Source organism: Streptomyces sp. RKAG337, assembly GCF_023701715.1.
Taxonomy (GTDB): domain Bacteria; phylum Actinomycetota; class Actinomycetes; order Streptomycetales; family Streptomycetaceae; genus Actinacidiphila.
Genome location: NZ_JAJOZA010000001.1, coordinates 311,256 through 338,183, shown reverse-complemented (window position 1 = coordinate 338,183; position 26,928 = coordinate 311,256). Strand labels below are relative to the sequence as shown.

The window sequence follows — 26,928 nt, the reverse complement described above, 5'->3', positions numbered from 1 at the left end:
TCGACCCCTGTACCGGCCGGCTCCGGTCAGATTCCAGGAGTCCTGCTTTGCGTATACCCATACAGCGGCGGCCCGGAAGACGCAGAGGCGTGGCGTCGGTCATCGCCGCCGCCGCCTCTGCCACCGTCGCCCTGCTCGGCCTCCAACTGCCCGCCGCCGCAACGGCGTCGGCCGCGCCCTCCGCCGCCCGGCCCGATGTCACGGCCCAGTGCGGCGCCGCCAAGCCCGGTCAGTTCAGCTGCTTCGCGCTGCGCCGCACCGACCTGCGCGGCACCGTCGGGATCAACGCGGCGACCCCGAACGGCTTCGGCCCCGGGGACCTGCAGAGCGCCTACGCGCTCCCCGCCGACGGTGGAGCCGGCCAGACCGTGGCCATCGTCGACGCCTACGACAACCCCACCGCGGAGGCCGACCTCACGGTCTACCGGGCGCAGTACGGACTCCCGGCCTGCACGACCGCCAACGGCTGCTTCAAGAAGGTCAGCCAGCGCGGTGGCACCGACTACCCGGCCCCCGACCCCGGCTGGGCGGGTGAGATCTCGCTGGACGTCGACATGGTGTCGGCGGCCGCCCCCAACGCCCACATCCTGCTGGTCGAGGCCGACGACCCCAGCTTCGAGAACCTCGGCGCGGCGGTGGACCAGGCGGTCGCACTCGGCGCCAAGTACGTCTCCAACTCGTACGGCACGGGCTACGACTCCACGCCCGGCAGTGGCGAGGACCCGTCGGAGACCACGGCGATGGACCCGTACTACAACCACCCGGGTGTGGCCATCGTGGCCTCGTCGGGTGACAGCGACTACGGCGTCAGCTACCCGGCGGCCTCCCAGTACGTGACCTCCGTCGGCGGAACCGCGCTGGCCAGGGACGCGGGCAGCGGCCGTGGCTGGACCGAGTCGGTCTGGCACAACTCGTACGGCGGCCCCGGTTCCGGATGCTCACTCTACGAGCCCAAGCCGGCCTTCCAGACGGACACGCCCTGCGCCAAGCGCGCGGTGGCGGACGTCTCCGCGGTCTCCGACCCGCTGACCGGTGTCGCGGTCTACCAGACCTACGGAGCCTCCGGCTGGTCGGTGTACGGCGGAACCAGCGCCGCCTCGCCGATCATCGCGGGCGTGTACGCCGCGGCCGGCACCCCCGGCGCCGGCACCTACCCGAACGCGTACCCGTACGCGAAGCCCGGTTCGCTCAACGACGTGACCACGGGCATCAACGGCACCTGCACGCCGGCCTACCTGTGCACCGCGGGCACCGGCTACGACGGCCCGACCGGCCTCGGCACCCCGAAGGGCCTCGACGCCTTCCGCAGCGGACCGCACGGCGTGATCTCCGGTACGGTCACCGACCACGCCACCGGCGCGCCACTGGCCGGAGCGCAGGTCAAGGCAGGTGACCACAGCGCGGTCAGCGACGCCGCCGGCGCCTACCAGCTCGACATCCCGCCGGGCAGCTACGACGTGTCGGCGAGCGCCTACGGCTACGCCACGAAGACCGTCGCCTCGGTCGTGCTGGCCGACGGCGGTACGGTCACCCAGTCGTTCGCGCTGGACTCCGTGCCGCGCCAGACCGTCTCCGGCAAGGTCGCCGACGGATCCGGGCACGGCTGGCCGCTCTACGCGAAGATCACCGTGGACGGAGTACCGGGTGGCCCGGTGTTCACCGACCCGGCCACCGGCGCCTACCACCTGACGCTCCCGCAGGGCGTCTCCTACACCCTGCACGTCACCGCGGCCTACACCGGTTACCAGGCGGTGGACAAGGTCGTCGCGGTCGGCACCGCCGACCAGAACGTGAACGTCGCCGTCCCGGTCGACGCGATCGCCGCGCAGGCTCCCGGCTATGCCGTCCACCTGAACGGCGCGACCGAGCCGTTCGACTCCTCCACCACCACGCCCGCGGGCTGGAGCGTCACCAACGCCGACGGCACCACCGGCGGCTGGGGCTTCGACGACGCCGGCAAGCGCACCAACAAGACCGGTGGCACCGGGGGCTTCGCCATCATCGACAGCGACCACATCGGCAGCGGCAAGCACCAGGACAGCCAGCTGCTCTCCCCGTCGTTCGACCTGACAGGGAAGACCACCCCGGTGGTCGGCTTCGACACCGAGTACAAGGGCTACTCCAACTCGACCGCCGACGTGGACGTCAGCGCCGACGGCGGGACCAACTGGACCACGCTGTGGCACCAGACGACCACCTCGCTCCTCGGTCCCCAGCACGTGGACCTGCCGCTGACCGCCTACGCGGGCAAGAGCGACGTCCGGCTGCGCTTCCACTACTCCGGCACCTGGGCCTACTGGTGGGAGCTGGACAACGTCTTCGTCGGCCAGCGGTCCTACGACCCGGTCCCCGGCGGCCTGGTGGTCGGCAACGTGACGGACGCCAACACCCACACCGGCGTCAACGGTGCGACGGTCACCAGCGCCGACGCCCCCGCGGAGAAGACCACGACCGCGGCGACCCCGGACGACGCGGCACTCGGTGACGGCTTCTACTGGGTGTTCTCGCACCTGACCGGCAAGCACCCGTTCGCGGCCGCGGCCGCCGGCTACTCCAAGGCCAATGCCACCGCGAACGTGCCGCCGGACGGCACCGTCCGCGCCGACCTCGCCCTCAAGGCGGGCCGGCTCCAGGTCACTCCCGGCGCCATCACCAAGACGGCCGCCTGGGGCGGCACCGCCACCCAGAAGGTGACGGTGAAGAACACCGGCACCGCTCCCGCCACCCTGAACGTCGGCGAGACCGCGGGCGACTTCGTCATCGCGAAGACCGGCGGAGCCCCGCTGAACCTCGTGAAGACCAGCACCTCCAAGCTGGCCCTCAAGTCCGACAAGGCGCCCCGGGTCACCCCGGCGGCGCAGGGTGCGGCCGGCACCGCCTGGCAGACGATCGCCGATCTGCCGGTGACCACGGGCGACAACGCCGTCGGCGTCGCCAACGGCACCGTCTACTCGGGCTTCGGCTTCACCGGGGCCGCGGACACCAGCGACCTGTACGCCTACGACACGACCGCGGGCACCTGGACCAAGAAGGCCTCCGCGGCCGACACCCGTGAGGCACCCGCCCACGGGGTCATCGGCGGCAAGTTCTACGTCGCGGGCGGCTGGGGAGCCTCCGGCGCTCCGGACGCCAAGCTGGAGATCTACGACACAGCGGCCAACACCTGGTCCACCGGCGCGGCGACCCCCAAGCCGTACGCCGGCTCGGGCAGCGCCGTCGTCAACGACAAGCTGTACGTCGTCGGCGGCTGCACCGCGACCGCCTGCGGCACCACCGACGTGTCGGTCTACAACGCGGCGTCCAACAGCTGGTCCGCCGCGGCCGCCTACCCGGAGGCCATCGCCTGGGAGGCGTGCGGCGCCATCAGCGGCAAGCTGTACTGCTCCGGCGGGACCACCGACGCGGGCACCGTCAAGCACGGCTACGTCTACGACCCGGCCACCGACGCCTGGTCGCCGATCGCCGACCAGCCCACCGACCAGTGGGGCACGTCCTACACCTCGGCCAACGGCCTGCTGCTGATCGCGGGCGGCGCCATCAACAGCGGTGCGGCCATCACCAACCAGGCGTGGGCCTACAACCCGGCCGACAACACCTGGACCGCACTGCCCAACGCCAACGCGTCGGTCTACCGCGGCGGCGCGGGACCGGGCTTCTACGCGATCGGCGGCCTGGCGGGCCAGACGCCCGTCAAGACGGCCGAGCTGCTGCCCGGCTACGACCAGTCGGACAGCGCCGACGTCAGCTGGCTGAGCGAGAGCACGGACAAGCTGACCGTGGCGGCCGGCGCGACGGTCTCGTTCACCGTCACGCTGGACGCGTCGGTCCCGGAGGTCACCCAGCCCGGCACGTTCCACGCCTCGCTGGCACTGACCAGCGACACGCCCTACCGGCTGGACCCGATAGGCGTCACGTTCACCGTCAAGCCCCCGGCCACCTGGGGCAAGATCACCGGTACGGTGACCGGCGCCGGCACACCGCTGGCGGGCGCCACCGTCCAGATCAACACCTGGGCGACGCACTACACGCTCAAGACGGGCACGGACGGTACGTACGCCCTGTGGCTCGACGTCCGCAACAACCCGCTCACCCTGATCATCGCCAAGGACGGCTACCAGCCGACCACCACCACCGTGAAGATCAAGAAGGGAGCGGTCACCACCAGTAACTTCAATCTCCTGAAGGATTGACGAAAGGTGAGCTGACCCGCTGAGATCCGTGGAGGGGACCGGGCGAACCGGTCCCCTCCACGCGGGTGGCGGCAGCGCCACCCCAAGGGAAGGCCGCTTCATGAACACCGCCTGGTCCGGACTGATCGACGACGCCGCACTGTTCCCGCCCGGGGACGTACCCCTGCCGCGGGCGCTGCCCGCGCACCTCGGCTACCGGACGGCCTGGTTCGCGGACCTCGTCGGCCCCTTCGTCTTCCCGGCCCCCCGGCTCGGCGAACTCGCGGCCGCCATCGCGGCGCTCCCCGGCGACGACGTCATCGGCATCGGCCTGACCGTGCCCGGCGGCACCCCGGCCCTGCTGCCCGCGCTGGACCTGCTCGCTAAGGTGTCCACCGCCCGTCTCGCGGCCGTGGAGATCGCGCTGCCCGACGGCGCCGCGATCGGTGCGGCGCTCACCGTCCTGGACCGCGAGCTGCCCGCGGACGTCACCGCCCATGTGGAGGTACCGCGCGGCGCCCTCGGCCCCGATGTGGCCGACGCCCTCGCGGCCGGCCGGCACCACGCCAAACTGCGCACCGGCGGCACCGCCGCCGCGGCGTTCCCCGGCGAGGCGGAACTGGCCGGGGCGATCCTCACCTGCGCGAGCCGCGGACTGGCCTTCAAGTGCACCGCGGGACTGCACCACGCCCTGCGGCACACCGACCCCGCGACCGGCTTCGAGCACCACGGGTTCCTCAACGTCCTGCTGGCCACCGATGCGGCCCTGGACGGGGCCGGCAGCGACGCGGTGGCGGCGCTGCTCGCCGAGCGGGCGGCCGGCACGGTCCGTGACCGCGTCGAACGGCTCGGCGCCGAGGGCGTCGCGCGGGTGCGCTCCGCCTTCACGTCCGTCGGCTCCTGCAGCGTCCACGAACCCGTCGACGACCTGATCGCCCTGGGACTGCTGACCGCACCGGCCGAGCAGGGCTGAGACGGGGGCCGCTACCCCGGCGGGGAGGACAGCAGCCGCCCGCCCTGCGGGGTGCGCAGATACAGCACCTCCCGGCCCGACCGCGTGCTGCTGACCAGCCCGGCCCGGCGCAGCACGCCCAGGTGGTACGAGACCGTCGCGGGACTGAGGAAGCGGGTGGAGGCCAGCGCCGTGGTGGTCGCCGGCCGGTCGAGCGAGGCGAGCAGGTCGGCGCGGGTCGGGCCCAGCAGCCGGGCCAGATCGGCGCTGGGCGGCGCCGTGTCCGCCGTCGGCGGCCGCGCCGGGTAGATCAGTGCCGGCGGCCGGAGCGGCACCCCCCGGACCGGGTCGATGGAGACGCCGATCGCGTAGGCCACCAGGGACGGCACGAGCAGCACCATCGGCACGGGCAGCGCCACGTCGAGGTGGCTGTCGACGCGGAGGGCTCCGCCGTCCCAGCGGATCGACGGGTGCAGCGAGTCGAAGAGCCGGGCGGCGCCGTAGCGGGCCAGGGTCAGGGCCCGCCGGTCGACCTCGGCCTCCAGCACCGCCCGGGCCTGTGGCCAGTGCGCCGCGAAGCCGCTCTCCCAGTAGCGGCCCAGCTCGTCCGCGGCGCGCTCGGCCAGATACCGGCCGCCCCGGTCCAGTGTCTCGCGCACCACGTCCGGCAGTTCCCGTCCCGCCAGCCCGTTCGCGGGGCGGCCGACCCGCACCGCCTCCATTTCGGCGACGACCCGCTCCGGCGGCGTGGTGCGCACCTGCTCCAACTCGTCGGCGACCTCGGGGAGGGGACGCTCGGGTACGGGGTCAGGAAGTCCGGCAGATAACCGGCCCGGTCCACCGCGAGCGCGGTCAGCAGCGGCAGGTCCTCCCGGCGCAGCAGCCGCCGGGCCCGGTACACCCAGGGATCCGCGCTCAGCTCTCCCCGCACCCCCCACGGCATCAGGGTGCCGGCCGCCTCGATCAGCGGTGAGACGGCGAACCGGGACCTGGCCAGCCCGGTGGAGTCCACTGCCAGTCGGATCATGCTCTCCCCCGGGGCCCCTGCGGCCCGCTCACCCTTTGAACCTGATCGAATCCTGGCACAAACGCTCGCGCTACGGCGGGGCACGTAGCAGCCTGTGCGGTGCGGGGGCGCACCGTCGGACGGACGGGGGAGTCCGGGCGGCGCGCCCCCGTTCGCCCAGGAAACGCGAGGCCCCCGCCGGCCCTTCCCCGGGCACCGGCAGGGGCCTCGTCGTCCGTGCGGTGTCCGCGGTCAGATGCCGCCGTCGACGTTGAGCGTCTCCCCGGTGAGGTACGAGGAGAGATCGCTGAGCAGGAAGAGCACCGGGCCCGCGAGTTCCGGGACGGTGCCCAACCGGCCGAGCGCGGTCTTCTTCGAGTACATCTGCCGCATCCCGTCGGCCCGTTCCTGCGGCATCGCCGCGAAGGCCTCGGTCTCGATGATGCCGGGCGCCACGACGTTGACGCGGATGCCGCGCGGACCCAGCTCCACCGCCAGCGAACGGGACAGCCCGATCATCGCGGCCTTCGCCGCCGTGTAGTGCGCCCGCAGCGGGATGCCCGCCGCCGCCCCGCGTGCGCCGATGTTGACCACGGAGGCGCCCTCGCCGAAGAGCGGCAGTGACTGCTGGATCACCCGGTAGGCCGCCGTCACATGCGAGTTGAGGACCCGGGACCACTCCTCGGCGGGGAGTTCGCCGAAGGGGACATGACTGATGACACCGGCGTTGTTGACGACGCCGTCGAGCCGGCCGAAGCGGTCCTTGGCCTCGCCCACCAGCCGGTCGATCTCGGCGATCTCGCCGACGTCGGCCCGCAGCACATGGTGGTCGCCACCGGTCTCGGCCAGTGCCTTGACGAGGGACTCGACCGCCTCCCCCTCCTGCCGGTAGCAGGTGATCACATCGGCCCCGGCGGCCGCGGCCGCCAGCACGATGCCGCGGCCGATGCCCCGGCTGCCACCGGTGACCAGGACTTTTCTGCCTGTCAGCGCGATTCCCACGTTCCCTGTCCCTCCGCAGTGCCGACGGGGCTCACACGCAGCCGTCGACGTGGATGTTCTGACCCGTGATGTACGTCGAGTGATCGCTCAGCAGGAACAGCACCGACCCGGCGATCTCCTCGACGCGGCCGAGCCGGCCCAGCGCGGTGAAGGAGGAGAACATCTTCCGCTGGAACGCGGCGACCTGCGGGGGGAGGTCGTCCATCGCCTCGGTGTCGATCCGGCCGGGCGACAGGGTGTTGACCCGGATGCCCCGGGGCCCGAGCTCGCGGGCCAGGGAGCGGGTCATACCGACCAGGGCCGCCTTGACGGCGGTGTAGTGCACTCCGCCGTCGATGCCGATGAACGCCACCGTGGACCCGATGTTGACGATCGAGGAGCCGGGGGCCAGCAGGTCGAGCGAGCGGTGGATGACGAGATGTGCCGCGGTGAGGTTGCCGTCCACCGTGGCGGCCCACTGGGCCGCGTCCAGATCCGCGTACGGGGTCGGGACGTAGGTGCCGGCGTTGTTCACCACCGCGTCGAGACCGCCGAAGCGGGCCTCGCAGGCGTCGGCGATCTCCTCGATGTCCGACGCCTGGGTGGCGTCGGCGCGCAGCACGAGGTGCTTTCCGCCGGTGGCCGCGAGTTCCGTCTCCAGTGTGGTGACCGCGTCACCGGGCTGCCGGTAGCAGGTGATGACCTGCGCTCCGGCCCGCGCCGCGGCGAGCACGATGCCGCGCCCGATGCCGCGCGATCCGCCGGTGACGAGAATGCGCTTGCCCTGCAGATCCCAGCTGCTGGGACTCCGCGAGGTCGTGCTCGGGTCGGCCGTGTGGTCGTTGTCCAGGGTCATCTCAGCTCCCGATGCTCTGCGAATGCCGGAAGAAGTCGTCCGGGTCGTACTGCCGCTTGATGTCGAGCAGCCGGGGGTGGTTCTCGCCGTAGTACGCGGCGCCCCAGTCGGCCGGTGTCCGGGAACTGGGGAAGTTGATGTACGAGCCGCTGGAGATGGGAGCGAGCGCCGCCGAGGCGTTGTCCGCCCAGGCGGTGATGTCCGTGACCGTCTCCGGCGCCGGCACGTCCTCGCGGACCGCCATCTGATAGCCGGTCAGGAACCGGGCGTCGCGGTGCACATACGCGGTGTCGGTCCTGCCGACCTCGTTGGCCACCCCGCCGAGGGCGATGCACAGCAGATACCGCTCGTTGTCCCGCCGGGGGTCCCAGGCGTCCAGCAGCCGGGCGGCCTCGTCCCTGGTCACCGGCCGGTCGGTGAGCGCGTAGCTCTGCCGGGTGAAGGGGTGCCGGTGGCCGATCGCCAGCGGGTTGTGGCCGGTGCGGTGGCACTGGGCGACGGACTTGTCGTCGCACAGCCGCTCGTGCATGACCTCGCTGTACGGCAGGGGTTCGCCCACGGTCCGCTTCACCGGCCGGACGCCCACCCGCTCGGCCAGCTCGTCGAGCAGGGTCTCCAGTTCGTCCTTCGGGCCGTGATAGGCGCCCCAGACGTTGATGATCGGAGCGTCGTGCGGGCTGAACATCTGCGGCAGCACGACGAGCGACGAGCCCAGGTCGTTCGGGGCGCTCGCGCACCACTCCTGCCAGGAGGTCAGGACGTCCGCGGCCTGGCCGAAGTCCCACATGGTGTCGTAGCCGACCAGCAGCGGTGCGTCGATCGGGCGGACGTCGAAGTCCACCACGATCCCGAAGTTGCCGCCCCCGCCGCCGCGCACCGCCCAGTACAGGTCCGGGTCATGGGTGTCGGAGCAGCGGATCACCCGGCCGTCGGCCAGCAGCACCCGTGCCGAGACGACCCGGTCGCTGCCGACGCCGAACTTGCGGGTCTGCCAGCCGAGCCCGCCGCCGGACAGGAAACCGCCCGCGCTCACCGTGGGGAAGGTGCCGGTGATGAGCTGGGTGCCCGTCGACTTCAGCGTGTCGAGCGCGTCCACCGACTGGGTGCCGGCGCCCAGCCGCACCGAGCCGTTGCAGACCAGCACATGGTTGATCCGGGACAGGTCGACGACCAGACCGGGGCCCGTGGACCAGCCGTTGAAGCTGTGACCGCCGCTGCGGGTGTGCAGCGGCAGGTCGTGCTCCTGGGCGAAGCGCACACAGGCGCGCAGATCGTACGGCGATTCGCAGTAGGCGACGGCCTGCGGACCGATGACGTCGTACTCCTTGTTCTGCAACTGCCGCGCGAGGTCGTAGCCCGTGTCGGAGGGAAGGACGACGTCGCCGCGCAGCAGGGAGCGCAGTCCTTCCCATACGGCGGAGCCGGGGGCGGCGCGGAGCAGAGTCTGTTCGGTGGCCAAAGTTCGTTCCTCCCGGGAACGGTGCAGGGAGACAGCGGACCGCTCGGCGCCGCGCGCGCCGGTGCTCGCACGGGACAGGGGCTGAGCTCGGTTCCGTTCCGGCTACTTGTCGATGCCGAACTTCACAGCGACGACCTTCGAACCGCCGTGGCCGCGCTGCCGGTTGCCCTGCGGGTCGTAGAACGACGCGCCGCCGAGCCCCTCCCAGCGCGTGTCGGAGACGAACTCGCCCTCGACGTTGATGTGCGCCTCGCCGACGAGCTTGCCCGCCTCGTCGGTCGCGAGGATGTGGAAGTTGTACTCGAAGGTGTCCTCACCGGTGACGGCCCAGTTGCCCAGGCCGATGTTCTTGGTGTTGGTCTGGGTCGAGGTGACACCGCCGTCGGCGGAGAAGGAGACCAGCCCGAAGGTGGGCTCGCCGTCGTTGTCGAGTTCGGTGGTCCAGGTGCCGACCAGTCGTCCGCTCGCTTCGCTCATCGCAGCTCTCCTCCATCTGTCCGGGCGCCCGCTCAGGGCTCCGCTCCACCCCCGCGGGCGGTCGGACAGGACGCTGACAGGGCGGTCTTGAGGAGCGGTCGAACCGTCGTGCAGCCCGCCGGGCGCCGTCCCCCCGCCCGCAGTTGACCGTGATTCGAGGCGCAGGCCCGATGCTCGGGCTCGAGCGCCACTCGCGGGACGCGCTGCAGTACCACCGCCGTTGACCTGACCACGAAAGCGGGTTGTCCCGGATGAAGACGGATCTGCGCGACAAGGTAGTGCTGGTGACCGGGGCCTCCTCGGGGATCGGACGCGCGACGGCGCGGGCCTTCGGCGCGGAGGGCGCCCGGGTCGCGATCACCTACTACTCGAACCTGGCCGGCGCCGAGGAGACGGCGGCCCAGGTCACCGCCGAGGGCGGCACCCCGATGATCGTCCGCTACGACCTCAACGAGGAGCGGGTGATCCGGGAGGCCGTCGACCACGTCGTGTCCGCCTGGGGCGGCATCGACGTGCTGGTGAACAACGCCGTCGTGTGGGGGGACGCCATTCCCCGCCCCGGCCGGCCGATGCCCGCCTTCGAGGACGTCCCGGTCAAGCAGTGGCAGGAAGTGCTGCGGACCTCCGTCGACGCCGTCTACCACACGCTGCAGGCCGCGCTTCCCGCGATGCGCGGCCGCGACTGGGGCCGGGTGGTGATGCTCGGCGCGGGGCTGGCCGACGCCGGCATGGTCGGCGGCGGGGCGTACGGCGCGGCCAAGTCCGGTCTGTACGGGCTGCTCCGCAGCCTGGCCTGGGACCTGGGGCCGGAGAACATCCTGGTGAACATGGTCGTCCCCGGCCAGACCCTCACCGAGAACGTCCTGCGCAACGCCCCCGCTCCGATGCTGGAGGCGAAGGCCAAGACCCTCGCCTCCCAGCACCTCTCCACGCCGGAGGACGTCGCCAACGCGATCGTGTTCCTCGGCTCGGCCGCCAACGGGAACATCAACGGCCAGGCCGTCAGGGTCACCGGCGGATCCTGAGCCGCCTCGGGGCACCTGCCGCCTTTCAGTCCGCAATTCGGCCACCAGGCCCCACACACAGGAGGTAGACCATGGCGGAAGCCGATACCCGGCAGATCGAGCCGGAGGCCCCCGCTTACCCGATGCAGCGCACCTGCCCCTACCAGCCGCCGGAGGGCTACGAGCAGTTGCGGGAGCAGGGGCCGCTGGCCCGCGTGACGCTGTTCGACGGGCGGACGGCCTGGGTCGTGGCGGGGAACACCGAGGGCCGGGCTCTGCTGCCCGACCCCCGGCTGTCCGTCGATGTCCGCAATCCCGACTTCCCGCTCATGGCGCCGCGCATCGAGGCGCAGCGCCAGCGGGCGACCCCGCTGATCGGCGTGGACGACCCGGAGCACGCCCGGCAGCGGCGGATGTCCATCCCGGGCTTCGGCATCCGGCGGATCAACGCGCTGCGGCCGGAGATCGAGAAGATCGCGGACACGCTGATCGACAACATGACGGCGAAGGGCTCGTCCGCGAACCTGGTGACGGATTTCGCGCTGCCGCTGCCGTCGAAGGCGATCTGCCTGCTGCTGGGCATCCCGTACGAGGACCACGACTACTTCGCGGAACGCTCGCGGCATGTGCTCTCCTCGTCGGGCGACGAGCAGGCCGCGCAGGCCCAGCAGGCCTTCGGGGACATCCTGAAGTACCTGTACGACCTGATCGGTGAGCGGGAGGCCGACCCGCGGGACGGGCTGCTGGACGAGCTGATCACCCAGCGGCTGCTCGAAGGCGCGGTGGACCGCAACGAGTTGGCGATGATCGCCACGGTGCTGCTGGTGTCGGGCCATGAGACGACCGCGAACATGATCGGCATCAGCGTGCTCACGCTGCTCGAACACCCCGACCAGCTGGCCGCGTTGCGTGCCGACCCGGCGCTGATGCCGGGCGCGGTCGACGAGCTGTTCCGGTTCACGTCCATCGGCGACACCCTGCCGCGGGTGGCGACGGAGGACATCGAGGTGGGCGGGCAGCTCATCAAGGCGGGCGACGGCGTCATCGTCTCCAACATGCTGATGAACCGCGACCCGTCGGCGTTCGAGAACGCCGACCAGCTGGACATCCGGCGGGCGGCCGGCCGGCATGTCGCGTTCGGCTTCGGCATCCACCAGTGCATCGGGCAGAACCTGGCGCGGGCCGAGATGGAGATCGCGCTGAACCGGCTGTTCTCCCGGCTGCCGAACCTGCGGCTGGCGATCCCCGCGAGCGAGGTGCAGGTCAAGCCCGCCTTCGTCCTGCAAGGGGTGGAAGATCTTCCGGTGACCTGGTGAGGGAGGCCTGCCATGCGTGTCAGTGTCGACAGTGAGCGGTGTGTGGGGGCCGCGTTGTGCACCATGACCGCCCCCGGCGTCTTCGAGCAGGACGACGAAGGGGTCAGCGGAGTCATCCCGGGCAGCGAGGACGGGGCCGGGGACCCGAAGGTGCACGAGGCGGTACGGGTCTGCCCGGTGCAGGCCATCTCCGTCGCCGTGGAGTGACCGCGGCCGGCGGGACGCAGTGAACGAGTGGGGTCCGGAGGTCCGGGCCCCACTTCGCGTTCGAGTGGGACTCGATTAAAACAATGGCAGTGCCTGGGTAAATAATTGGTATGGAAATCCGCAGCCTGGACGGGGACGACCCGGCCACCATCACCGCTCTCCTCCCCGGTTTCCGGGAGACGATGAGCCTCGAACTTCCTGAAGACCCGCCGGTCACCGAGGCGTTGCTGGCCCGGCTTCTGCAGCGCAGACACGGCACCGACCGACTGGTGCTGGCCGTCTTCGACGGCGGGACGGCCGCCGGCTCCCTCAAACTCGGCCTGGATCTGGCGGAGTCCGCCGACGCCGGCCACGGGTCCCTGTGGGTCTTCCCGGGATTCCGGCGCCGCGGCGCCGGCCGGCTGCTCATCGAGGCCGCCCGGAGCGAACTCGCCGACCGCGGCCGCTCCCGGCTGCTGCTGGACGCCCCGCACACCGACGCGTCGGAGAGCTTCGCCGGCGCGGTCGGTGCCCGGCGCACCGTCACCAATCTGCGCAACCGGCTGCGGCTCGACGACGCGGTCCGGGCGCGGCTGGACGGATACGCCGACGGGAAGGTGCCCGGCTACCACCTCGCGTACTGGCTCGGCGGCTGCCCCGACAACCTCGTGGACTCCTACGCGCGGGCCTGGGGCGAACTCGACGTCCAGGTCAACGGGCAGGCCAGGATCACGGCGCCGACCGCGGCCGATGTGCGCGCCCGCGAGGAGGAGGCGGTCCGCACCGGCCACCGCCAGTACACCGCGGCGGCTGTCGAGAACGGCACCGGAGCGGTCGTCGGCTACAGCACCCTCTACGTCCGCGACAGTCCGATGGCCGACGCCGGTGAGGTGCTGGTCCTGCCGGACCACCGCCGCCGCGGCATCGGCACGCTGACCAAGGCCTTCGCGACCGCCTGGGCGGCACGCGAGAACCAGCGGCTCTTCCTGGTCCAGGCATGGAACGAGACGGAGAACGCGGCGATCGTCGCGCTCAACGGGAAGCTCGGCTTCGCGGCCGACTCGTCCTGGTCCACCTACGAGCTGAAGACCTGAGCACCACCACTGGGTTCAACCGGTCACGGGGGAGACAGGGAAGCCATGACAGTCGGATACATAGTCGGCGCGACGCCGGCAAGGGTGGGGAACGCCGAGGTGGTCCGGGAACTCTTCGAGGAGATCCTGGCCGGGCACCGGTTCGACGAGGCCGCGGAGCGGATCCGTCCCGGCTACGTCGAGCACGATCCGCTGATCGGGGCACTGCCCGGAGGCCTGGTCGGCTTCTGGCAGGCGATCGCGGCCGAGTTCGACGGCCTGGAGGTGGCGGTCGAGAACCTGGTGCCGGACAACGACCGGGTCATGCTCTTCGTGACCTGGCGGGGCCGCACCCGGACCGGGGCCACGGGGACCCTGCACACCGCGGAACTCCTCCGCCTCGACGGCGGAAAGGTGGCCGAGCACTGGGCCGTGGTGGACCAGTCGGTGCTGGTGCCGCTGGGGATCGGGCCCGGGGAGGGCGGCCAGCCGGCCGGCCCCGGCCTGGTGGGACCGCACAGCGATCTGGAGGTGGCCAACGCGGAGCTGGTGCTGGGGGCGTACCGCGTCGTGTTCAGCGAGCACCGGCTGGACCTCGCCGAGACGTACTACCACCAGAACTACGCGCACCACAATCTCAAGACGGACCAGGTCCCGGCCGGACTCGACGCTTTCAAGGCGTACTTCGCGGACAACATCGCCGCGTTCCCGGACCTGACGACCACGGTCGAGCACATCGTGGCCGACGGCGACCGGGTGATGGTCTTCGTGGTGTGGCGCGGAACGCTGACCGGCGCCTGGAGCGGCGGCGGCCCCTCGGACCGGGAACTGGTCATGCGCACCTGCGACCAGTTCCGTATCGCGGGCGGCAAGGTGGCGGAGCACTGGGAGGTCGTCGACTATCTGGCGCTGGAACAGGCCGGGCTGCCGACCCCGTGACAAGGCGCGCCCGCCGGCTGTCCGGCGGGCCGTTACCGGGTGGGCGGGCGCAGATCGGCGACGGCGTCCACGTACTTGATGAGCAGACGGGCGAAGTCCAGCCGCTCGTGCTCGCTCCACTCGCGGGTGATGTGTTCGAACGCCTCACGCTGGTGCCGGCGGAACCGCGCGAGCATCTCGATGCCCTCGGGGGTGAGCTGCAGGATCGTGCGCCGGCCGTCGAGCTGCGAGGCGGCACGGATCAGATACCCCGTCGCGATGCAGTCGGACACCATCCGGCTCGCGACCGACGGGTCCACCGCGAGGCGTTCGGCGACCACCCCGACGGTGGTCTCCTGGCCGGGGACGTCGGCCGGGTCCTCGACGATGGCGAGCACCAGGGTCCTGGTCATGTCCTTGCGGGAGACCGGGTTCTCGACATCCAGCAGTGCGGTGCGCCGCAACCGGGAGAAGGCCGGACCCACGGCGTCCAGCAGCGCGCCGGCCTGCGCCTTCTTGGTTCCGCTCTCGGAGGTCATCCCTCCATGCTAGGCGCTGGTGAAGGTTGCGGACAGCACGTGCCTGCGCGAAAACACGTGTGTGCCGTCACGTATGCCGGGTGCGTTCCTGCGCCGTTCCGGTCCAGGCCCGGTCCAGGTGAATTCAAGGCCCGGATGGGACCGTTGGGTGCACATGACCCGTGCGCCGCGACGGCGTGGAACGGCTCCGGGACAAGGGCGCCGTACGACTCCGCGCAGCCGCGGATATCTTGTGGACACGCATACATGTGCGTGAGAGCATGTAATTGCAGTCGCTTTCCTGGGCGGAGTCGCCGGCAGACGCCCGTGACTCGTCAAGACTTCCTAGTTGGGAGAACACCATGCGAATCGTCCGCCACTACGAACACGGAGCCCCCAAGGTTCTGCGTGTCGAAGAGGCCGATAAGCCGCAGCCCGGCCCGGGAGAGGTGCTCATCCGCGCCGAGGCCATCGGCGTCACCTTCGCCGAGGTCCAGCGCCGGCAGGGCGTCCCGATCGGCGGCCACGCCGAACTGCCCGGTGCACCCGGCGGCGACGTCGCCGGCACCGTCGAGGCGCTCGGCGAGGGCGTCACGAACGTGAAGATCGGCGACCGGGTGGTCGGCGACGTCGACACCGGTGCCTACGCCGACTTCTGCACCACCCGGGCCGACTGGCTCATCAAGATCCCGGACAGCCTGGACGCCGCCGAGGCGACCGCCCTGCCGAGCCCCGCCCAGACCGCGTACCACGCGCTCAAGGAGGCCGGCCAGCTCAAGCCCGGTGAGACCGTCCTGATCGACGCCGCCGCCGGCGGCGTCGGCCACCTCGCGGTGCAGATCGCCAAGGCGATGGGCGCCGGCAAGGTGATCGCCACCGCCAGCAGCCAGGCCAAGCTGGACTTCGTCCGCGGCCTGGGCGCCGACGTCACGATCAACTACACGGACGACGACTGGGAGGAGCAGGTCAAGGCCGCCACCGACGGCAAGGGCGCCGACGTCGTCATGGAGACGGTCGGCGGCGACATCCTCCTCAAGAGCGTCCGGCTGACCGCCACCTTCGGCCGGCTGGTCTTCTACGGATCGGCCGCGGGCAACGTCCCGGAGATCAACGTCCTGGCGCTGAGCCGGATGAAGACCATCGCGGGCTTCGCCCTGTACGCGCTGCTCTACTACAAGCCCGAGGTCATCGCCGCGGGCCAGCGGGACCTGCTCGACATGATCAGCACCGGCAAGGTCAAGCCCGTCATCCACGAGCGGCTCCCGCTGGAGGACGCCGTTCGCGCGCACGAGCTCATGGAGGCCCGCTCCCAGTTGGGCAAGGTCGTCCTCATCCCGTAACCCTCGTCCCGCGACACTCTTGAAGCTCCCCGACCGGTGCCCCGCGGCAGCCCACGGCCGCCGCGGGGCACCGGGCCGGGAGTCCGGCGGCCGGCCCGACCTCCCCCGTGGAAGGGCCGGCCACCGGGGCCACGCCCCAGGAAAGGGCACACCCGTGAACGACACCGAGAACGAGTCCGGCCCCCCGCCGGCCGGTACTTCCGGTCCGCCACCCCGCACCGGTCTCATCATGTTCGGCTGCCTGACCGCGGTCTTCCTGGCCCTGCTGGACGCCCAGATCATGGCCACGGCGCTGCCCCGCGTCGTCGGGGACCTCGGCGGTCTCAACGTCTTCGCCTGGGTGGCGACGGCGTACATCATCGCCAGCAGCGTCACGACCCCCCTCTACGGCAAACTCGGCGACCTGTTCGGCCGCAAAGGCGTGTTCCTCGTCGCGATCGGCATCTTCCTCGTGGGCTCCGCGGCCTGCGGCTGGGCCCAGTCGATCGAGCAACTGCTCGCCTTCCGGGTGGTGCAGGGCATCGGCGCCGGCGGTCTGTTCGTCTCCGTGCTCTCCGTCATCGGCGAGCTCTTCAGCCCGCGCGAAGGAGCCCGCTACTACGGCTACTTCTCCATCGCGTTCGCCGGCGCCGCGCTCGCCGGCCCGCCCATCGGCGGTGTGCTGACCGACGCGCTCGGCTGGCGCTGGGTCTTCTACATCAACCTGCCCGTCGGCGCCCTCGCCTTCGCCCTGGTGGCCGCCTTCCTCCGGCTGCCCGTCCGGCCGCGCCGCCCGCAGATCGACTACACCGGCTTCCTGCTGCTCAGCGCGGCCATCGTCGCCCTCACCCTGCTCACCAGCTGGGCCGGCGTGCGCTACGCCTGGGCCTCGACGACGATCCTCGGCCTGGCCGTGGTGATCGTGGTCGCGGTGGCGCTCTTCGTCCTCGTCGAGAAACGCGCGGCGGAACCCGTCATCCCGCTCCATCTGTTCCGGGACTCGACGTTCAGCATCTCCGCGGTCGTCAGCGTCGTCGCGGGCTTCGTCTTCGTCGGCTCGGTGAACTTCCTCGCGCTCTTCCTGCAAGTGGTCACCGGCGCCAGCGCGACCATGTCCGGGGTGATCCTGCTGCCCATGATGCTGGGACTGGTCGCCTCCTCGATGATCAGCGCGCGGATCATCCACCGCACCGGCAACTACAAGTGGTACCCGGCGGCGAGCATGGCCATCGGCATCGTCTCCGCCCTGCTGCTCGCCACCATGGACGCGGACACCTCGCGCGTCATGGCCACCGGCTACATGCTGCTGCTCGGCATCGCCGCGGGCCTCAACATGTCGGTGCTCACCATGGCCGCCCAGAACACCGCCCCGCGCGACGACATCGGAGCGGTCTCGGCGACCGTCTCGTTCAGCCGGATGCTCGGCGCCTCGCTCGGCATCTCCGTCTTCGCGGCGATCTTCTACAACCGGCTCACCGACGAACTCGCCCAACGCGTCCCGGCCGGCGCGCTCGGCGGCACCGACAACAACTCGCTGTCGGACGCGGACGTCCTCAAGAAGCTCGGCGCCCCGGTACGGCGGGCCGTGGAACAGGCGTACGCCGCCTCCCTCACCCCGGTCTTCGTCACCGCGGCCGCGGTGCTCGCGCTCGGACTGTTGCTCTCCGTGCTCCTCAAGAACATCCCCCTGCGCACCTGGAACAACGAAGCGCCCGCCGAACAGAAGGAAGGCGCCGACCACCACTGAACCACCGGTCCCCACCTACCGAGTGCCCTGCCACCCGCGGCCACGGGAGGCAGGGCACTCGCGCGTCGCCGGAGGCACGGCCGCGCTACAGCCCGGCGCGAGCGGCGCTCGAAACCGACCCCTGATGGTGGAGCCAGGCCGATGAGCCCATGCCGGGCCGCTACGCCCACGCCAGGAACGCCGAAGAGCCGAAGAGGGGAACCGCGTCGTGGATCGGACGGAATCACCGACCAGCGTGATCGAACTGTTCACGCCGGACTTCTTCCAGGAGCCGCACACCGCGCTCGCCGATCTGCGCGGGCAGGCCCCGGCCCAGCCCGTCGCCACCCCCAACGGACTGCGGACGTGGCTGGTCACCCGCTACGAGGACGCCAGGGCGCTGCTCGCCGACCCCCGGCTGAGCAAGGACATGCGCAAGGGCCAGGAACTCATACCGCGCAACTTCATCGACGAGGAGAAGCGCCAGGAGTTCCTCAAGGAGGCCGGCTCACGCCGGCAGTTCGCCCATGAACTCAGCGAGCACATGCTCGACAGCGATCAGCCCGACCACACCAGGTTGCGCCGCCTGGTGGGTCGGGCGTTCACCACCCGCCGCGTCGAGGCGCTGACCCCGCGGATCGTGGAACTCGTCGACGAACTCCTGGACGCCATCGCGCTCCAGGACCGCACCGACCTCATGGACGCGCTCGCCTTCCCCGTCCCGTTCACGGTGATCTGCTGGCTGCTGGGAGTGCCGCCGGACGACCGCGCGGAGTTCCGGCGCTGGTCCAACCTGCTGGTCTCCGGCGTCGGCACCGACGAGGTGCGCGACGCCAGCGTGGCGATGGTCGACTACCTGCGGGCACTGATCGCCGAGAAGCGCGCCAACCCGGCGGACGACATGATCACCGACCTGGTGAACGCCGGCGAGGACGGCGACCAGCTCAACGAGAACGAACTGATGGCCATGGCGTTCCTGCTGCTGGTCGCCGGCCACGAGACCACCGTCAACCTCATCGGCAACGGCACGTACGCGCTGCTCACCCACCCGGACCAGCGCGCGAAGCTCGCCGCCGACAGCTCCCTGTGGCCGAACGCAGTCGAGGAGCTGCTGCGTTTCGAGGGACCGGTCACCAACGCGACCTGGCGCTACACCACAGAACCGGTGGACGTCGGCGGAGTCCTCATCCCCGAAGGGGAGTTCGTCACGATCTCGATCGGCGCCGCCGGCCGCGACCCCTCGCACTACGAGGAGCCCGACGAGCTCGACATCACCCGCCGCGCCACCGCGGGCCTCGCCTTCGGCCACGGGATCCACCACTGCCTGGGCGCCCCGCTGGCCCGGCTCGAAGGGCAGATCGTACTGAGCCGGCTCTTCGCCCGCTTCCCCGGGCTGAGCCTCGCCGTCCCGCCCGGCGAACTGCGCTGGCGCTTCAGCCTGATGATGCGCGGTCTCGAGGAACTGCCCGTGCTGCACGGCTGACCCCCGCGCCGACCGATCCAACGCCTCACCCGACATACGCCCCCGACACAACGGAAAGAGGAAGCGACGTGGAGCGACCGAGCTGGGCACCGGCCGACGTGGACATCGAGACACCGAGCATCGCGCGGGTCTACGACTACTGGGTCGGCGGCACCCACAACTTCGAGGTCGACCGCGCTGTCGCCCGGCAGGTGGAGGAGGCCAATCCCGCGCTTCCCAAGACCTTCCGGGCCAACAGGGCGTTCCTCCGCAGGGCGGGCCGGGAGCTGGCCGGGCTCGGCATCCGGCAGTTCCTGGACGTCGGATCCGGCATCCCCGCCGAGCACAACGTGCACGACGCCGTCTTCGCGGCCGCGCCCGACAGCAAGGTGGTCTACACCGACATCGACCCCGTCGCCGTCGCACACGGCCGGGCGATCCTCGCCGATGAGCCGCGCGCCGCCATCTTCCAGGGCGACCTGTACAAGCCGAAGGACATCTTCGAGGCGCCCGACACCGCGCGGCTCATCGACTTCGACCAGCCGGTGGGGCTGATCCTCGGCGCCGTACTGCACTTCGTGCCCGAGGAGAACGACCCGCTCGCGCTCATCCGGCAGTTCACCGACCGTCTGGTGCCCGGCAGCTACCTGGTGCTCTCGCACGCGGGCGCCGACGAGGTGCCGCAGGCCGCGCCGAACGTCGCCAAATCCTACGGCGGCGCCGTCAGCGAGGTCATCTGGCGCAGCACCGAGCAGTTCACCGCGCTCTTCGAGGGCTTCCAGCTGATCGATCCCGGTGTCACCCCGGTGACCGTGTGGCGGCCCGACGCGGACGCGGACGTCGACGGGCTGGGCGCGGGCGCCCCCATGCTGGCGGGCGCCGCCCTCAAGCCCGTCGTCTGACAGCGCCGGCTCCGGGACCCGTGGCCAGTTCCGGGTCCCGGAGCCGACGTCCAAGGCGGACGTCCACACCAGTGCGCTGACGTCCACACCGGTGCGCTCTAGTCCGCGGCCGCTACGGCCTGTTCGTAGAGGGACCCGATCGCACTGTCGAACGCCGGGCTGTACGAGACGTCCGGGGTGTCGCCGCCCTCCTCGTAGCCGCCGATCACCCCGATGACGGTCCCCGTACCGGTGTCCGGGTCCAGGCCGGTGACCCAGGGGCTCCCGCTGGTCCCGCCGCTGTAGTCGGTGCAGGCGATCCGCAGTTGGTCGGCGGTGTACGCCGTGGCGTCGTTGTAGCAGGTGAGCGGTGCGTCCGCGGTGGACGGGTAGCCGGTGATCCGTACGGTGGTGGCCGTCGTCCCGTCGTTCTCACCGCTCCCGCTGGTGCCGATCGTGTAGCCGCCGACCACGTCCTGGACCTCACGCCCGTTCAGCGGCGCCACCTCGGCGAACGCCACGTCGAGATCCTGGTCCGCGCCGCTCGTCCAGCCCGGGGCGAGCGTCACGCTCTCCAGCGGCCAGACGCCGTACGGCGCCTCGCCGTCGTGGTAGCCGGGGACGAAGACCGTGCCGCCGGTACCGCCGCTGAGACAGTGCGCCGCGGTCACCACGACGTTCTTCCCGGCGCTCTGCACCACGCTCGCCGTGCAGTAGTGGCCGCCGGACAGCCCGCCGTCGAAGAGCGCGCCGACCTGCTTGACACTCGCTGTCGCGTGCACGGTGTTCGAAACCCCGGGAATCCCGGCGAAAACACCGGGCCCGCTCACCGCTTCGGAGGCCGCGAACTGCGACTCGCCCGTCGCGACGACCACTCCGGTCCCCGCGACCGTGACGGTCAGCCAGGCCACGATCAGGACACCGGTCCTGCCCAGCAGACGGGACAGGGTACGGCCGGCTGCTCCGTACATGGGCTGCGGACGCTTTTTCATACGGCGGGCCCTCTCTCGTCGCCCCGGTCGTCCTGATCATTCCGAGCCAGTGTGAGAGTCCTGTGAGAGCGCTGTGTGAGCGTTCTGAGAAGTGCCGGCGGCACGGCGGGATGGCGGTATCGAATGCTCTGCTTGCACGGACGACTCCTTGAACAGATGAGCGATGCCTTACATCTGTACTTGGGCCGGGCGCTCAAACGCGTTACGCGCCTCCTTCCGCCACCAGCCGAGGAGCCGGGGCGCCCTGCGCGGCACCGGGACGGTCCGCCAGCTCGCGGGCCCAGCCGGCGAGGCCCGCGATGTCGATCCCGTAGGGCGCGGCGTCCCGGTAGGGGGCGATGCCGTCGGCGCCCCTGCGCAGCAGGGTCGCCGCGCCCGACGCGTTGCCGCGCAGCGCGTGCGTGAGCCCCACGGCGAGCTGGGCCAGGGCGCGCCACAGCGCGCGCTGCGGCTCGTCGGCGGCCTTCCAGGCGTCCTCCAGCACCCCATGGGCGTGGAACGGCAGCCCGGCGTCGAAGAGTCGCTGGGCCTCGGCCAGCGACTGCCCGGGGGAGCGCGGCACCCCCTCGGGCTGCCGCTCCACGCCGGGCGCCCCGTACGGCAGGGGCCGGCCGAGTCCGTCGCGCGGCCGTGCGTTGCGGGCCCGCCCCGACGGGTCCCGGTCGCGTTCGTCGGGCAGGGCGCTGTCGTGCTGCGGGGACTCGTCCATCCTTCGATTGTTCATCAGTTTCCGGCCCGGCGGGGTGCGGGACGGGTCGGGACATCTGGGACGGATGTCGGCCCGGAGGCCCCCAGCGGCCCCGGACTTTGCGAGTATCGCTGCCCATGAGGCCCGTCACAGTGCCCGAAACGCGATCCAGCCATGGCCGCCACCGCGCGCGGCACCGGTCCCGGCGTCGCGCTTCCGGCCGGACGGCCGCCCTGGCGGGAGTGACGGCGGTGTTGTCGCTGGCCACCGCGGCGGCCTGGTTCGGGATCGGTTCCATCGGGCCGATCGGCCCGGTCATCGGCCCACGGTCGCAGGACCGGGCGGCCGCGGTCCCCGCCGTCGTCAGGACCGGCGCCGGGCCCCCGTCGGCGACCGTGGCGGACGCCGCCCAGGACAACGCGCCCGCCGGCCGGGAGACCGACCGGATCCCCGGTCTGGGCCCCGCCACCCTCGCGGCGATCCCCGCCGCCTCCCACCAGGTACTGCTCGCCTCGGGCCGGGCGAAGGACTCCTCCGACTCCACCGTCACCCTGTGGACCCGGGCCGCCGACGGCCGCTGGCGGGCGGGAGCCGTCTGGCCCGCGCACAACGCCCTGCGCGGCTGGACCGGCACCCACCACGAGGGCGATCTGCACAGCCCCGTGGGGATCTTCACGCTCAGCGACGCCGGCGGCTTCAAGCCCGACCCGGGCAGCAGACTGCCGTACCACCGCTCCCAGGGCTTCACCGCGGGCGGTACCGGATTCCGCGGCGAAGCGCTGGGTGGGTCCTTCGACTACGTCATCGCCATCGACTACAACCGCGTGCCGGGCGCGTCCCCGCTGGACAGCAGGCAGCCACTGGGCAAGGGCCGCGGCGGCGGCATCTGGATCCACGTCGACCACGGCGGCCCGACGCACGGCTGCGTCAGCCTCTCCGCAGCACACATGGTCGACCTGCTGCGCGCACTCGACCCGCGGAGCCACCCGGTGATCGCCATGGGCGACGGCGCCGCACTGGCGCGCTGAACCGACCCCACGGACGGCGGAAGTCCTGAGATTCGTGCCGGAGCCGGGGAACTTCACAGGCCTGGAACACGTCTGAACGGTGGGGAGTTGGAGCATGAAGAGATGGTGCGGCGGCCCGGTGGACCGGAGCCGGGATACTGGCCGGCGTCTCGCGCCGGGCGCGGGCATGCCGGAGTTCGAGCCGGCCCTGAGGTCCCTTGGGCTCAGGGCGGCGGGCGGGGAGAATCCTGGCCGCGTCCTTGTGGGGGCGCGGCCAGGAACCTCAGAGCTTCGTTACCTTCGAGTACGGCTTGATGATCCGTACCTGGCGGGATCCGAAGTCGGCAAGCACGGCGACCTCGTCCTCGACACCGATGATTCGGCCGAGTCCATAGACGTCATGCGTTACCCGGTCACCCACCTCGAAGTTCTCGACGGGAGGGGCGACCGGAATCCGGAAGGGGCTGGCGGGCAGGTGGCGGCGGGTCACGGCTGATTTCGTCATTACCCCCAGTATGGCCCCTCGCAGGCCCCTACGGTCCTCCCAGCCGGTTCGCTTTCTTCCGGACGGCCGTCGCGGAGTACCGCCCGGTAGGCGGCTGATGATGCCCGGCGGGGCCATCTGCTGAGTTCATCGCGGCAGCGGTCACTGAGTGTTGATCACCGGTGACGCCCTTCGGCGCCTCCGCCGGATCTTCTGATTTCCGCCGGTGCGACATCTGTCCACGCCGGAACGCTCCTGTACAGCGCCGCATTGGCTACCATCTGTAGGGAACTATCACCCTCGGTGTCCGGTATGACCGTGCCCTACACAAGCCGCTGCAGATAGCCGTTGGCCACCAGCCACATGACGTTGAGAGCGGTGGGGGAGCCGGGTACGAGGGTCGCGTCCAGCTGGTACTGCAGGCCGTAGCCGGGCTGTGCGAACCAGGGGGCGATCGGTCCCGCGTCGACGGTGAAGGGCTTGAGGACACGGTAGTCGTGGTAGTTGCAACCGGCCGCGGGAGTGCCGTCCAGGCTCTGCGGCGGGATGGAGCGGTTGGCGTACGGCAGGCCCTCGGGCGCGAGGAAGGAGCCGTACTCGCTGCCGAACCGGTCGATGTCCTGGCCGGGGAGCAGGATCTGGTGCCATTCGACGGGCCGGCCGTCGGGGCCGATGACATAGCCGTTCTGGGGCGGGTAGATCCAACTGGTGCCGGTGTTGTACGTCGACAGGAACGCCTGCTCGGACAGCCCGCCGGTGCGCTGGTACAGGAACAGCTCGTTCCCCACGGCGCCCCTGGTGGGCAGCACCTCCGGGCCGAGCCGCGGGTCTCCTTCGAAGAAGGTCGCCGAGCACTCGGTCCGTGCGGTGCCGGCGTTCGCCGGCTCGGTGGTGGCAGCGGCGGCGCCGGCGGTGGTGGCGAGCAACGCTCCCGCCACCAGTGAAACGAACAGCTGACGCAGTCTCATGTAGCCCCCTGGTGAGTGCGATCGGTCGCTGAGCGCGACGGGACGATCACAGCAGAAGCGGGGGCGGGCGGGCAATGGTGCCTGTCGGCGGTCAGGCGCGGCGAGGCGCCGGGCTCTCCGGCGTGGGGGTCCGAAATCGACTATTTACGGGCCTGGCGGCCCACAAATAGCTCGGCAGCATTTCGGACCCCCACGCCTGCGATCCCGTCCCCTCGCCTACGGTGTCGCTCTGGTTGCGCCGCGGGATCGGCCGTCTCCAGGACCCGCGCCCGGCACTCCGACGGTGTGCCCCACGCAGTGCGAAGCGCCGTCGCCTTGCCGATCCACAACGAAAGGTCGTATTCGGCGGTGTAGCCGATCGCCCCGTGCAGCTGCAGTGCGGTGCGGGCCGCCGCATACGCCGCTTCGCCGCAGGCGACCTTGGCGGCGGCGATGTCGCGGCCCGCGCCCGGCGAGCCGCCGGCCAGCGCCACAGCCGCGCCGTAAAGGAGCGGGCGGGCGAACTCCAGACCGAGGAGGGCGTTCGCGAGCTGGTGCTTGACGGCCTGGAAGCCGCCGATGGCGGTGCCGAACTGGGTGCGCTGCTTTACGTAGGCCACCGTCCGTTCCATCAGGGCGAGGCCGGTGCCCAGGGACTGGGCGGCGGTCGCGAAGGAGGCCCAGTCGGCCGCCTGGCGCACAGCGTCCCGTACCGCGGGGCCGGTGACGAGCGGTTCGCCCCCCGTGGGGCGGGCGAGCCGGCGGGCGGGGTCGAGCGAGGCGCGGACCGGCCCGTGGCCGGCCGCGACCGCGACGGCGAGGCCGTCCGCCACGACATGAAAGACCGCGTCAGCGGCATCCGCGTCCAGGGCGTACGAGCCGGCCGGCGCCGGCGCCAGCGTCACGAGCACCTCGCCGGAGGCGATGCGCGGCAGCCACTCCTTCGCCGGACCGCGGTCCCCGAGCCCCCGCAGGAGAGCGCAGACGGCGACGGTCTCCGCCAGCGGCCCCGGTACCGCGTGCCGGCCCAGCTCCACGAAAGCGGCGGCGATTTCGACGGGGAGCGGTCCGAGGCCGTCGTACTCCTCGGGTACCGCCAGGGCGAAGACGCCGGTCCCGGCGAGACGTTCCCACAGGGCGCGGCCCGGGCCGTGGTCGCCCGCCGACCAGGCGCGGACGGCGGCCGGGGGGTCCGCCGCGGCCAGCAGCTGGTCCAGGGTGCGGACGAAGGCGGTCTGTTCGGCGTCGAGCAGGAACCGCATCACCGGCGTCCCTTCGGGAGGCCGAGCAGCCGCTCGGCGATGATGTCGCGCTGGATCTCGTTGGTGCCGGCGTAGATGGGTCCGGCGAGGGCGAAGACGTATCCCTCCGCCCACCCGCCGTCGCCGCCGTCCCCGTCGGTGAGCTCGCCGTCGGCGCCGAGCAGGTCGAGGGCGGTCTCGTGCAGCCGGATGTCGAGTTCGGACCAGAAGACCTTGTTGAGGCTGGACTCGGCGCCGATGTCCCCGCCCTCCGCGAGCCGGGAGGCGTTGCCGAAGGTGAAGAGCTGGTAGGCGCGGGCGCCGATCACCGCGTCGGCGACCCGGTCGCGCAGCGCCGTGTCCCGGGGGTCCGCCCGCTCCCGCCACAGGGCGGTCAGCCGGTCGGCGGCGGCCAGGAAGCGGCCGGGGCTGCGCAGGGTGAGGCCGCGCTCGTTGCCCGCGGTGCTCATCGCGACGCGCCAGCCCTGGCCGGGCGCGCCGATGACGTCCTGGTCGGGGACGAAGACGTCGTCCAGGAAGAGCTCGGCGAAGGCGGGCTTGCCGTCGAGCCGTCCGATGGGCCGTACCGTCATGCCCGGCGCGTCCAGGGCGAACATCAGGTACGTCAGTCCGCGGTGCGGCCGGTCCGCCGCCGGGTCGCTGCGGAAGAGGCCGAACGCGCGGTCGGCGAAGGCGGCGCGGGACGACCAGGTCTTCTGGCCGTTCAGCAGCCAGCCGCCGTCGGCGCGGGTGGCGGTGGAGCGCAGTGAGGCCAGGTCGCTGCCCGCTTCCGGTTCCGACCAGGCCTGTGCCCAGATCGTCGCGCCGCTCGCCATGGCGGGCAGGATGCGGGCGCGCTGCTCGTCGGTGCCGTGCTCGAAGAGGGTCGGGGCGAGCAGATTGATGCCGTTCTGGCTGACGCGGCCGGGCGCGTTCGCCGCGTAGTACTCCTCCTCGAAGACCAGCCAGCGCAGGATCGAGGCGCCCCGGCCGCCGTACTCCTCGGGCCAGGACACCACCGACCAGCGGGCGTCCGACAGCTCGCGCTCCCATGCGCGGTGGGCCGCGAAGCCCTCGGCGGTCTCCAGTGAGGGCAGCGCGGTGGCGGGAACGTGCGCGGCGAGCCAGGCGCGGGCCTCGGCCCGGAACGCGTCCTCCCCGGGCGTGAAGTCGAGGTCCATCGGATTCCGTCCTCCCCTGACGAGCCTTCCCTAACAAGTGTTTGGTAGATTAACGTACGCCCCGTCAGCCGTCGAGGAGGAGTTC

The 26,928-nt window shown here is 71.5% G+C and carries 24 protein-coding genes; 12 read left to right on the top strand and 12 right to left on the bottom strand.

The window, feature by feature from the left end; translation table 11 throughout:
- Positions 1–89 precede the first annotated feature (89 nt).
- Entirely contained in the window at positions 90–4,190 is a 4,101-nt protein-coding gene (locus tag LNW73_RS01530) for a Kelch repeat-containing protein (RefSeq protein ID WP_250988532.1), read from the top strand.
- Positions 4,191–4,290: 100 nt separating this feature from the next.
- Entirely contained in the window at positions 4,291–5,142 is an 852-nt protein-coding gene (locus LNW73_RS01525) for a hypothetical protein (protein ID WP_250988531.1), read from the top strand.
- An 11-nt stretch (positions 5,143–5,153) separates the two neighbouring features.
- On the opposite strand, the gene LNW73_RS36230 is transcribed toward LNW73_RS01525, so the two are convergent.
- The 5 genes from LNW73_RS36230 to LNW73_RS01500 all read right to left on the bottom strand — a co-directional run bounded on the left by LNW73_RS36230 (position 5,154) and on the right by LNW73_RS01500 (position 9,900).
- The gene (locus LNW73_RS36230) at positions 5,154–5,879 is read right to left on the bottom strand and encodes an ArsR/SmtB family transcription factor (protein ID WP_250988530.1); all 726 of its coding nucleotides are present in this window, start codon (positions 5,877–5,879) and stop codon (positions 5,154–5,156) included.
- Between the two features lie 500 nt (positions 5,880–6,379).
- Positions 6,380–7,129 (bottom strand): SDR family NAD(P)-dependent oxidoreductase, encoded by a 750-nt coding sequence (locus LNW73_RS01515; RefSeq protein WP_250979103.1) that lies wholly within the window; start codon positions 7,127–7,129, stop codon positions 6,380–6,382.
- 31 nt (positions 7,130–7,160) lie between these two features.
- Complete coding sequence (locus LNW73_RS01510) at positions 7,161–7,964, bottom strand: SDR family NAD(P)-dependent oxidoreductase (RefSeq protein WP_250988529.1); 804 nt, start codon at positions 7,962–7,964, stop codon at positions 7,161–7,163.
- Position 7,965: 1 nt separating this feature from the next.
- Positions 7,966–9,423 (bottom strand): FAD-binding oxidoreductase, encoded by a 1,458-nt coding sequence (locus tag LNW73_RS01505; protein WP_250988528.1) that lies wholly within the window; start codon positions 9,421–9,423, stop codon positions 7,966–7,968.
- Between the two features lie 102 nt (positions 9,424–9,525).
- The gene (locus LNW73_RS01500) at positions 9,526–9,900 is read right to left on the bottom strand and encodes a hypothetical protein (protein WP_250979106.1); all 375 of its coding nucleotides are present in this window, start codon (positions 9,898–9,900) and stop codon (positions 9,526–9,528) included.
- A 251-nt stretch (positions 9,901–10,151) separates the two neighbouring features.
- Here LNW73_RS01500 and LNW73_RS01495 point away from each other — a divergent pair, with 251 nt between their 5' ends.
- From LNW73_RS01495 to LNW73_RS01475, 5 genes are all read left to right on the top strand, one after another.
- Positions 10,152–10,925 carry an SDR family NAD(P)-dependent oxidoreductase gene (locus LNW73_RS01495; protein WP_250979107.1) on the top strand — a complete coding sequence of 258 codons (774 nt, stop codon included), beginning with the start codon at positions 10,152–10,154 and terminating at the stop codon, positions 10,923–10,925.
- A gap of 71 nt (positions 10,926–10,996) precedes the next feature.
- Positions 10,997–12,220: a cytochrome P450 gene (locus LNW73_RS01490; RefSeq protein ID WP_250988527.1), complete on the top strand. Its 1,224-nt coding sequence runs from the start codon at positions 10,997–10,999 to the stop codon at positions 12,218–12,220.
- Between the two features lie 12 nt (positions 12,221–12,232).
- Positions 12,233–12,427, top strand: coding sequence for a ferredoxin (locus LNW73_RS01485; RefSeq protein ID WP_250979109.1), 195 nt, complete (start codon positions 12,233–12,235; stop codon positions 12,425–12,427).
- Positions 12,428–12,537: 110 nt separating this feature from the next.
- On the top strand, positions 12,538–13,500 hold the full coding sequence (locus LNW73_RS01480) for a GNAT family N-acetyltransferase (protein WP_250988526.1): 963 nt from the start codon (positions 12,538–12,540) through the stop codon (positions 13,498–13,500).
- 45 nt (positions 13,501–13,545) lie between these two features.
- Positions 13,546–14,418: an ester cyclase gene (locus LNW73_RS01475; RefSeq protein ID WP_250988525.1), complete on the top strand. Its 873-nt coding sequence runs from the start codon at positions 13,546–13,548 to the stop codon at positions 14,416–14,418.
- A gap of 32 nt (positions 14,419–14,450) precedes the next feature.
- Here the strand turns inward: LNW73_RS01475 and LNW73_RS01470 are convergent, their stop codons facing one another.
- Positions 14,451–14,936 carry a MarR family winged helix-turn-helix transcriptional regulator gene (locus LNW73_RS01470; protein WP_250979112.1) on the bottom strand — a complete coding sequence of 162 codons (486 nt, stop codon included), beginning with the start codon at positions 14,934–14,936 and terminating at the stop codon, positions 14,451–14,453.
- Positions 14,937–15,277: 341 nt separating this feature from the next.
- Here LNW73_RS01470 and LNW73_RS01465 point away from each other — a divergent pair, with 341 nt between their 5' ends.
- From LNW73_RS01465 to LNW73_RS01450, 4 genes are all read left to right on the top strand, one after another.
- Complete coding sequence (locus tag LNW73_RS01465) at positions 15,278–16,255, top strand: quinone oxidoreductase family protein (RefSeq protein WP_250979113.1); 978 nt, start codon at positions 15,278–15,280, stop codon at positions 16,253–16,255.
- 154 nt (positions 16,256–16,409) lie between these two features.
- On the top strand, positions 16,410–17,981 hold the full coding sequence (locus tag LNW73_RS01460) for an MDR family MFS transporter (RefSeq protein ID WP_250988524.1): 1,572 nt from the start codon (positions 16,410–16,412) through the stop codon (positions 17,979–17,981).
- A gap of 208 nt (positions 17,982–18,189) precedes the next feature.
- Positions 18,190–19,443 (top strand): cytochrome P450 family protein, encoded by a 1,254-nt coding sequence (locus LNW73_RS01455; RefSeq protein WP_250988523.1) that lies wholly within the window; start codon positions 18,190–18,192, stop codon positions 19,441–19,443.
- 68 nt (positions 19,444–19,511) lie between these two features.
- Positions 19,512–20,324, top strand: a complete 813-nt coding sequence (locus LNW73_RS01450) for an SAM-dependent methyltransferase (protein WP_250988522.1) — start codon at positions 19,512–19,514, stop codon at positions 20,322–20,324.
- Positions 20,325–20,422: 98 nt separating this feature from the next.
- Here LNW73_RS01450 and LNW73_RS01445 read toward each other — a convergent pair whose 3' ends face one another.
- Positions 20,423–21,295 carry a trypsin-like serine peptidase gene (locus LNW73_RS01445; RefSeq protein ID WP_250988521.1) on the bottom strand — a complete coding sequence of 291 codons (873 nt, stop codon included), beginning with the start codon at positions 21,293–21,295 and terminating at the stop codon, positions 20,423–20,425.
- 202 nt (positions 21,296–21,497) lie between these two features.
- Positions 21,498–22,004 (bottom strand): DUF309 domain-containing protein, encoded by a 507-nt coding sequence (locus tag LNW73_RS01440; RefSeq protein ID WP_250988520.1) that lies wholly within the window; start codon positions 22,002–22,004, stop codon positions 21,498–21,500.
- A 212-nt stretch (positions 22,005–22,216) separates the two neighbouring features.
- Here LNW73_RS01440 and LNW73_RS01435 point away from each other — a divergent pair, with 212 nt between their 5' ends.
- On the top strand, positions 22,217–23,011 hold the full coding sequence (locus tag LNW73_RS01435; protein ID WP_285392177.1) for a L,D-transpeptidase family protein: 795 nt from the start codon (positions 22,217–22,219) through the stop codon (positions 23,009–23,011).
- 262 nt (positions 23,012–23,273) lie between these two features.
- On the opposite strand, the gene LNW73_RS01430 is transcribed toward LNW73_RS01435, so the two are convergent.
- The 4 genes from LNW73_RS01430 to LNW73_RS01415 all read right to left on the bottom strand — a co-directional run bounded on the left by LNW73_RS01430 (position 23,274) and on the right by LNW73_RS01415 (position 26,843).
- Positions 23,274–23,495: a hypothetical protein gene (locus tag LNW73_RS01430; protein ID WP_138354203.1), complete on the bottom strand. Its 222-nt coding sequence runs from the start codon at positions 23,493–23,495 to the stop codon at positions 23,274–23,276.
- Between the two features lie 302 nt (positions 23,496–23,797).
- Positions 23,798–24,442, bottom strand: a complete 645-nt coding sequence (locus LNW73_RS01425) for a TNT domain-containing protein (RefSeq protein WP_250988518.1) — start codon at positions 24,440–24,442, stop codon at positions 23,798–23,800.
- A gap of 140 nt (positions 24,443–24,582) precedes the next feature.
- Entirely contained in the window at positions 24,583–25,683 is a 1,101-nt protein-coding gene (locus LNW73_RS01420) for an acyl-CoA dehydrogenase family protein (protein WP_250988517.1), read from the bottom strand.
- Complete coding sequence (locus LNW73_RS01415) at positions 25,683–26,843, bottom strand: acyl-CoA dehydrogenase family protein (RefSeq protein WP_250988516.1); 1,161 nt, start codon at positions 26,841–26,843, stop codon at positions 25,683–25,685. Before LNW73_RS01415 ends, LNW73_RS01420 begins: the two co-directional genes overlap by 1 nt.
- Positions 26,844–26,928 lie beyond the last annotated feature (85 nt).

What these genes read in the sequence shown, in the direction of transcription:
- LNW73_RS01475 (WP_250988525.1), top strand. Translation starts at nt 13,546, where the DNA reads ATGACAGTCGGATACATAGTCGGCGCGACGCCGGCAAGGGTGGGGAAC.
- LNW73_RS01470 (WP_250979112.1), bottom strand. Translation starts at nt 14,936, where the DNA reads ATGACCTCCGAGAGCGGAACCAAGAAGGCGCAGGCCGGCGCGCTGCTG.
- LNW73_RS01495 (WP_250979107.1), top strand. Translation starts at nt 10,152, where the DNA reads ATGAAGACGGATCTGCGCGACAAGGTAGTGCTGGTGACCGGGGCCTCC.
- LNW73_RS01485 (WP_250979109.1), top strand. Translation starts at nt 12,233, where the DNA reads ATGCGTGTCAGTGTCGACAGTGAGCGGTGTGTGGGGGCCGCGTTGTGC.
- LNW73_RS01440 (WP_250988520.1), bottom strand. Translation starts at nt 22,004, where the DNA reads ATGGACGAGTCCCCGCAGCACGACAGCGCCCTGCCCGACGAACGCGAC.
- LNW73_RS01490 (WP_250988527.1), top strand. Translation starts at nt 10,997, where the DNA reads ATGGCGGAAGCCGATACCCGGCAGATCGAGCCGGAGGCCCCCGCTTAC.
- LNW73_RS01415 (WP_250988516.1), bottom strand. Translation starts at nt 26,843, where the DNA reads ATGGACCTCGACTTCACGCCCGGGGAGGACGCGTTCCGGGCCGAGGCC.
- LNW73_RS01510 (WP_250988529.1), bottom strand. Translation starts at nt 7,964, where the DNA reads ATGACCCTGGACAACGACCACACGGCCGACCCGAGCACGACCTCGCGG.
- LNW73_RS01430 (WP_138354203.1), bottom strand. Translation starts at nt 23,495, where the DNA reads ATGACGAAATCAGCCGTGACCCGCCGCCACCTGCCCGCCAGCCCCTTC.
- LNW73_RS01480 (WP_250988526.1), top strand. Translation starts at nt 12,538, where the DNA reads ATGGAAATCCGCAGCCTGGACGGGGACGACCCGGCCACCATCACCGCT.
- LNW73_RS01420 (WP_250988517.1), bottom strand. Translation starts at nt 25,683, where the DNA reads ATGCGGTTCCTGCTCGACGCCGAACAGACCGCCTTCGTCCGCACCCTG.
- LNW73_RS01425 (WP_250988518.1), bottom strand. Translation starts at nt 24,442, where the DNA reads ATGAGACTGCGTCAGCTGTTCGTTTCACTGGTGGCGGGAGCGTTGCTC.
- LNW73_RS01465 (WP_250979113.1), top strand. Translation starts at nt 15,278, where the DNA reads ATGCGAATCGTCCGCCACTACGAACACGGAGCCCCCAAGGTTCTGCGT.
- LNW73_RS01500 (WP_250979106.1), bottom strand. Translation starts at nt 9,900, where the DNA reads ATGAGCGAAGCGAGCGGACGACTGGTCGGCACCTGGACCACCGAACTC.
- LNW73_RS01445 (WP_250988521.1), bottom strand. Translation starts at nt 21,295, where the DNA reads ATGAAAAAGCGTCCGCAGCCCATGTACGGAGCAGCCGGCCGTACCCTG.
- LNW73_RS01525 (WP_250988531.1), top strand. Translation starts at nt 4,291, where the DNA reads ATGAACACCGCCTGGTCCGGACTGATCGACGACGCCGCACTGTTCCCG.